This window comes from Bacillus sp. LL01 (genome assembly GCF_001037965.1).
In genome coordinates this window covers 1-5,482 of sequence record NZ_LFEL01000111.1, presented here as the reverse complement: position 1 = coordinate 5,482, position 5,482 = coordinate 1, and the positions used below count along the sequence as shown (strand labels likewise).

Genomic DNA, 5,482 nt, shown 5'->3' with positions numbered 1-5,482 from the left:
CTCTGGCTGTTGTGGGAGGTACTCTACTTGAAAGTCATTAGCATGAATTAATTCTCCTTGATCCATACCCTCAATCCCTGCAAGAACTTTTAACAGAGTAGATTTCCCAGTTCCGTTAATCCCAATTAATCCTATTCTCTCTTTCTCTCCAATAGTAAATGAAAGATCATTGAAAAGCGTTTTTTCACCGTACGTTTTCGTTAAATGTTCTACTTGTAAAATACTCATATTCGTCCGCCCTTTACTGTTCGTCTTCTCTACCAATTCATTGTATCGCAACGTTCTTCAACATGCACCTTCACCCTCCATAAAAAAACATACACACTTATTGTTCTTTCAATAAGTGTGTATGTTTTTAATCATACGGTAGGTCTTGATAGAAGTAGTTTGGAGTCAAAACTTTATCTTCATAATCTTTATGAAAAATATGAGTGGTCGCTGGTGAAACTGGCGGGATCAACCAAGACCACGTCCCTGTTACAACTCTTCCTGCTTCATGCTCCCTCTCTTCAAAATGCTTAAACTGTTTAGCCGCTGTGTGATGATCAACGATGCTCACACCTGCATCTTTGAAGGAGTAAAGCACCGCACGATTTAATTCAACTAAAGCCTCATCACGCCACAGATAGGCTTCCTTCCGACAATCAAGCCCTAATAGTTCTGCCACTTTAGGAAGCATATGGTACCTAGTCTCATCAGCAAAATTCCTTGCTCCAATCTCTGTTCCCATATACCACCCATTAAATGGTGCGGCGACATAATCAATGCCCCCAACTTCAAGCCTCATGTCAGCAATAAATGGAACCCCGTACCACTTAAGCTTTAAGTCACTAAACGAATTAATTGTAGGATGAGTAATCGCAACTTCTATAATACACTCTTTTGGAATGTCAAACCATTTTGGCTCTTTATGATCACATTGGATAACAAGAGGCAATATATCAAAAGGGGTCTCCTTACCCTGCCAACCAAGCTCCTGACATTTTTTCGTAAAAGCAATCGAAGCGGGATCWCCAATGATACCCTTTTCATTCTCATAGCCTGCATAGCGAATTAATTGGTGATTCCAAATTCTTACGGGCACCTTCTCGTTATGTACAGGCTTAAATACGGTGATCGTAGGGATAATCTTCCCTGCGTTTGTCGCATATTTCAAATGATAAAATAGCGACTCTGCTACTTGATCCTCCGTTGTAGCTTCACGTTCATCAAGTACATGCATCGACTCCCAAAACAAACGACCAATGCAGCGATTACTATTTCGCCAAGCCATTTTTGCTCCGTGTCGTAATTCTTCTGTTGTATGTGTATAGGTGCCTGTTTCCTTCATTTCCCGACTAACTTCTTGAAGTCTACTTTCTAGCTCCATAGGCGAATAACCGAGCTCTTTGTAACATTCGCTTAAAAATATTGAAGCTTTACTTAGTATTGCGTTCATCTCACTCACCACTCCACCACCTACCTACACCGTTCTACTTACCATGTCTATTTTACCGACAAAAAAGCTACCTGGAACAAAAAAATGTTTCCAAATAGCTACTATTTGTAATTATTTATCAAGCAATTGCTTAATATCTTCTTCCATTTTTTCTGGAGGCGTATTAGGACCAAATCGCTTCACAACATTCCCTTTTTGATCAACAAGAAACTTCGTGAAATTCCATTTGATCTCTGAGCTTAGAAGTCCTTTTTGTTCTTTTTTTAAATGCTTGTATAGGGGATGTGTATTTGACCCATTTACATTTATTTTTGCAAACAAAGGAAAGGTCACACCAAAATTCACTTTGCACGCCTCAGTCATTTGGTCATCACTGACTGGTTCTTGATTCATGAATTGATTACAAGGAAAACCGAGAACAGATAAGCCTCTATCTTTGTATTCTTGATGAAGTTTCTCAAGACCTACGAATTGCGGAGCTAATCCGCACTTTGTGGCCGTATTAACCATGACCATTACATCGCCTTCATACTTCGATAAAGCAACTTCTTCACCTTTTGAGGTTTGCACAGAAAAGTCATGAACACTTGTCATTTCTACTTCCTCCTTTAGATCTTGCTATTTACATTCATTATACAAAACCAAAACGTAACATCCTAACAAAACAACTTAAAGAGAGCCCAATCATAATTGATTAGGCTCTCTTCTCTTACCTCACTCGTCTGGCAAAGTCTACAAAACGAAATTTATCTGGTCTATGTCTTGATTCAGTATATTGAAAAAGTCGTGCATCATCTAAATAAACATGACTTTTAACGACCACAATTGTTGAATAGCCTTCTAAATCTAATAATTCTAGGTCTTCTTCTGTCGGCTCTTCTACAGTAATTTCCTTTTTTGCAAAACTCACAACCAGCCCGAGCTCTTTCTCCAAGTACGCATAAATGGACTGTTCACACACTTCTTTTGTTAAAGAAGGGACAATTTCAGCACGTAAGAAGTCTTTATCAAGAATGATTTTTTCTTGATCGATCTCGCRCACACGCGCTACAGACCATACTTCTTCACTTTCTTGCGTTTGAAGATGTTCTTTTAAAAATTCATTAACGCGTTGACGCTCTATGGATACTACCGTGGTTCTTGCACGTTTCCCCATTTTATCTGCTAGTTCCTTAAAACTAACTAGCCCTGAGATCGGAAAATCAATTTTACTTATATCAAGCACAATCGACCCTTTCCCTTGAACTTTTTGAATGTATCCATGTTCTGAGAGTAGCTTTAATGCTTTACGAATCGTTTCACGAGAAGCTTGATACGTCTCTGCAAGTTCATTCTCAGAAGGAAGAAGGTCATTGGCTTTTCTATTTCCTTTTTGGATCTCTTGGGCTAATTCATCATAAATTAATCGGAATTTACTTTTCGTCATTATTTACCACCCATCGTAGTTTATCATGAATTTTTAATTTGATAAACGAGTGATTCATAAGGGCGTAGCGTTTTAAGTTCGGGTAATTCAGCTGAATCTGTGTAGTTCGATATTAAAAGCTTCGACTGTGCAAATTCACCTAGAACTTGCTCAAGATCAATCGAGGCTTCTTGTCCATAGAAGTTATTAACAACGACTAATTGTTCATCTTGGTAAGTACGTACATAAGCAAAGATTTGATCATCATTTTCTACAATTAAGTTGTAATCACCATAAGTGAGCACATCGTATTCTTTACGTAACTCAATTAACTTTTTGTAATGATAGAAGATGGAGGTTGGATCGGCTACGGCATTCTCGGCGTTAATTTGCTTGTAATTCTCACTTACATCAATCCACGGTGTTCCCGTTGTAAAGCCAGCATGCTCACTAGTATTCCATTGAACAGGTGTTCTTGAGTTATCACGAGATTTACGCTCGATGATCGCCATAATTTCACTTTCAGCTATCCCTTTTTCTTTCATGATCTCGTAATAGTTAAGGGTCTCGACATCACGGTACTGATCGATAGACTTAAACTTCGGGTCAGTCATTCCAAACTCTTCCCCTTGATAAATATAAGGAGTCCCTTGCATCATGTGCACAGTTGTCGCAAGCATTTTTGCAGATTCTTTATGAAATTCTTGATCATTTCCATAACGAGTAACGACACGGGGCTGGTCGTGGTTGCACCAAAATAACGCGTTCCAACCTCCACCTTTATTCATTTCAACTTGCCACTTTGTAAGGATTTGCTTTAAGGCTTTGAAGTCRAAATCAGCGAGTGCCCACTTTTCTCCGTTCGGATAATCAACTTTTAAATGATGGAAATTAAACGTCATACTGAGTTCGTTACGCTTTGGATTTGAATATTTAATACAGTGATCAATTGAAGTTGATGACATTTCTCCAACCGTCATACTGTCGTATTTTGATAAAACTTCACGATTCATTTCCTGTAAATATTCATGAACAAGCGGTCCGTCTGTGTAAAATTTCCGTCCGTCTCCCGGTGCAACAGAACCGTCATCATTAGGGAATGATTGATCTTTGGAAATCAAGTTAATTACGTCTAACCTAAAGCCATCAATTCCTTTATCAAACCAAAAATGCATCATCTCATAGACATGTTGACGTAGCTCTTCGTTTTCCCAATTCAGATCAGCTTGGCTCACATCAAATAAGTGTAAGTAGTATTGCTCGGTATTCTCATCCCATTTCCAAGCATTCCCTCCAAACTTAGATTGCCAGTTAGTCGGCTCACCCCCGTCTACTGCATCTTTCCAAATATAAAAATCACGATACTTATTGTCTTTTGATTGCTTAGATTCTTTAAACCAACCATGCTCAGTCGATGTGTGATTCACGACTAAATCCATAATTAGTTTCATTCCACGTTTATGCGTTTCTTCTAGTAAACGGTCAAAGTCTTCCATTGTACCGTATTCATGGTGAATCGAATAATAATCACTAATATCATACCCGTTATCCTTTTGAGGGGATGCATACACCGGCGTTAACCAAAGTACATCTACTCCTAGATGCTTTAAGTAATCGAGCTTTTCAATGATCCCTTGTAGATCACCTACTCCATTTCCTGTTGTATCATTAAAGCTCTTTGGATAAATTTGATATACGACTGACTTTCTCCACCATTCATTCATGTGTTGTCACCTTCCTTATCACATTTAAAACTTAACTTGTATATACAAGTTAAGTTTACCTTTTTTCCTATTAAAAAACAAGAAAGCCATTCGTACTCAGCCTTTATTCACTTATGAATAAGCTGACCAACAAATGGCTTCAATCATTACTTCCAATTATCCTTAAAGATTTGGCTTACGTACTTTCGCATATAGATACGTTAGGACGATTGGTACAACAAATGCAATAACCATACCGATAGAGAATACTAACCATTTTCCGCCTTCAATCGAGAAGACCGCTGGCAAGCCACCTACACCAATGGCAGGAGCTGTTACAGCATTAATGGTAATCCACACAGCTGCAATCGCTGAACCGATAATCGCACAAATAAATGGGAAACGGTAGCGTAGGTTAACCCCGAACATAGCCGGTTCAGTAATCCCAAGATAAGCTGAAACAGCAGATGTAAACGATAAACCTTTTACTTTGTCATCTCGTAAAACGAAGTACATAGCAAGAGCTGCAGAACCTTGAGCAATATTTGATAGCGCCACAATCGGCCACAAGAATGTTCCACCAGTGCTTCCAATTAATTGCAAATCAACTGCAAGGAATGTGTGGTGCATACCTGTAATAACAAGAGGCGCATAAATAGCCCCGTATAATAAACCACCAACAGCAGCAAAGTTATCAAAAATACCTACAAACACATCTGTAATTCCATTCCCAATAGCAAATGTGATAGGACCAATAACGATGAAGGATAAGAAACCAGTTACAAGCAACGCGATAGGAGCAACGACTAATAGTTGGAATCCATCTGGAATACGTTTCTTAAGAAATACTTCAATTTTAGCAAGTACAAACGATGCAAATAAAATCGGAAGAACTTGTCCTTGATAACCTACTTGCGCGATATCAAATCCAAATAA

Annotated in this window: 6 protein-coding genes; all 6 read right to left on the bottom strand. The window is 38.5% G+C overall.

Going from position 1 to position 5,482, the window contains the following annotated elements:
- The coding region (locus AB685_RS25630) for an ATP-binding cassette domain-containing protein (RefSeq protein ID WP_047973419.1) at positions 1–228 on the bottom strand (228 nt) is incomplete at its 3' end.
- 127 nt (positions 229–355) lie between these two features.
- A complete protein-coding gene (locus AB685_RS25625) occupies positions 356–1,438 on the bottom strand; it encodes a nitric oxide synthase oxygenase (protein WP_047973420.1) in 1,083 nt (360 codons plus the stop codon).
- Positions 1,439–1,549: 111 nt separating this feature from the next.
- Positions 1,550–2,032, bottom strand: coding sequence for a glutathione peroxidase (locus tag AB685_RS25620; protein ID WP_047973418.1), 483 nt, complete (start codon positions 2,030–2,032; stop codon positions 1,550–1,552).
- Between the two features lie 115 nt (positions 2,033–2,147).
- Positions 2,148–2,864, bottom strand: coding sequence for a trehalose operon repressor (gene treR, locus AB685_RS25615; RefSeq protein ID WP_047973417.1), 717 nt, complete (start codon positions 2,862–2,864; stop codon positions 2,148–2,150).
- Between the two features lie 23 nt (positions 2,865–2,887).
- On the bottom strand, positions 2,888–4,567 hold the full coding sequence (gene treC / locus AB685_RS25610) for an alpha,alpha-phosphotrehalase (RefSeq protein ID WP_047973416.1): 1,680 nt from the start codon (positions 4,565–4,567) through the stop codon (positions 2,888–2,890).
- Between the two features lie 162 nt (positions 4,568–4,729).
- Positions 4,730–5,482: PTS transporter subunit EIIC (locus tag AB685_RS25605; RefSeq protein ID WP_047973415.1), on the bottom strand; the 753-nt coding region annotated here is incomplete at its 5' end.